3 protein-coding genes are annotated in these 1,761 nt (G+C 72.9%); 1 reads left to right on the forward strand and 2 read right to left on the reverse strand.

What is annotated here, in order from left to right; genetic code table 11:
- Both B8460_RS19160 and B8460_RS19165 read right to left on the reverse strand, forming a co-directional pair.
- A partial coding sequence (locus B8460_RS19160) for a septal ring lytic transglycosylase RlpA family protein (protein WP_048863226.1) occupies nucleotides 1-476 on the reverse strand: 476 nt, incomplete at its 3' end.
- A complete protein-coding gene (locus B8460_RS19165; protein ID WP_048863228.1) occupies nucleotides 473-1,480 on the reverse strand; it encodes a lytic murein transglycosylase in 1,008 nt (335 codons plus the stop codon). The genes B8460_RS19165 and B8460_RS19160, both read right to left, overlap by 4 nt.
- Nucleotides 1,481-1,563: 83 nt before the next feature.
- Between B8460_RS19165 and B8460_RS19170 the strand changes: the two genes are divergently transcribed.
- A partial coding sequence (locus tag B8460_RS19170; protein WP_048863227.1) for a hypothetical protein occupies nucleotides 1,564-1,761 on the forward strand: 198 nt, incomplete at its 3' end.

Raw genomic sequence — 1,761 nt, forward strand, 5'->3', positions numbered from 1 at the left:
GGGCCGCCGCCGACCGCGTCCACCGCCTGATGGCTCGCCTCGGCCATCACCTCCAGCCGCACCGGCGTCCCGTCGCGCAGGCCCAGCAGGTCCGCGACACGCGGCGTGACCGCGACCAGCCGCGCGGGCGAGGCCGGGCCGCGATCGTCCAGCCGCACCAGCATCTGCCGCCCGTCGTCGAGATTGGTCAGTCGCACGATCGCCGGCAGCTGCAGGGTCTGATGCGCCGCCGCCAGCGCGTCGGGGGAATACGCCTCGCCGTCCGCCGTCAGCCGCCCGCCCCGGTCGGACGCGATCGCCGCCAGCCCGGTCTGAACGGCGCTGTAGCTCTCGGCCGGATAGAACCACGCCCCGTCGCCCTGCCACGCCGGGCCGAGGACATAGTGCGGATGCGGCACCGGCCCCGGGCGATGGCAGCCCGCGGCGAGCGGGGCCAGCAGCGCGAGGGCGACGGCGCCGGTCCACCCGCCCCTCACGCGAGAATACGATCGCCGATCAGGCCCACCGACAAGGCGTAGAAGTCGGACGGGTTGTATTTCCGGATCGCAGCGAAGTTGCCATAGGCCATGTAGGCCTCGCCGCCCGACCCGTCCGGCATCAGCACCGCGCCCTCCACATCGCTGCGTGAGAACGGCCGCCCGTCCACCCGCCGCACGCCGAGCCGGGTCCACTCGCCGAGGCTGCGGCGCGAGTCGCGTCCCGCGCGCCCGGCGTCGAAGCCGGCGGGCACCAGCACCGGCTGCCCCCACGGCTCGCCGAGGCGCCAGCCGGAATGCGCGAGATAGTTGCCGATCGAGCCGAGCGCGTCGGCCCGGTCGTCCCAGATGTCGCGCCGCCCGTCGCCGTCGAAATCGACCGCGAGCCGGAGGTAGCTCGACGGCATGAACTGCGGCTGGCCCATCGCCCCGGCATAGCTGCCGAGCATGTGCGCGGGCGTCACGTCGCCGGCCTGCAGGATGCGCAGCGCGGCCAGCAGCTCGGCCGAGAAAAACGGCCGGCGATGCGTCGCGTAGGCGAGCGTGCTCAGCGCCTCGATGACCCCGTAATTGCCCTTGGTCGTGCCGAAATTGCTCTCCAGGCCCCAGATGCCGAGGATCACGCCCGGATCGACGCCGTAGCGGGCACGCACCGCGTCGAACAGCGCGCGGTTGCGGCCATAGACCGCGCGCCCGGTGGCGATGCGGTTGTCGTTGACCACCTTGGCCTTGTACTCGGCCCAGGTCAGCGTGAACTCCGGCTGGTGGTTGAACAGCTCCAGGATGTGCTGATTGACCCGCACCCCGGCGAAGGCGCGGCGCAGCGTCGCGTCGGACACCCCCTCCGATCGCGCACGCACCTCGATCGACGCGACGAAGCCATCGAACCCGTCGTCGCCGCGATAGGCGGCCCGCGCGACGGCGGGGCATGCGAGGGCGGGCGCGGCAAGCGTGGATGCGGCGGCGAGCATGGCGCGCCGCCGGGACAACGAGAGGTTCAGCATGCGCATCTGATGCCACGCTGGGGGAGTCGCGGGCAATCGGGGGCCGTCTTAAGGTCCGGCCATCTTTTTCGGAGGCCGCACGGATGACACAGAATCTTCTCTCCGACAGGATCCTCGGCCGCCGTGCCGCCCGCGCCGCCGCCGTGGTGGCTGCCGTCATCGCCGCATCGTGCCTGGCGGGCGCGCCCGGTCCGGCCGCGGCGCAGGCCGATCCGAACACCGGCGCGCGGCCGGGCAACGTGATCGGCACCGGCTCGTCGCTGCCGCTCGGTAATACGGCC

The organism is Acidisphaera rubrifaciens HS-AP3, assembly GCF_000964365.1.
GTDB classification, from domain to species: domain Bacteria; phylum Pseudomonadota; class Alphaproteobacteria; order Acetobacterales; family Acetobacteraceae; genus Acidisphaera; species Acidisphaera rubrifaciens.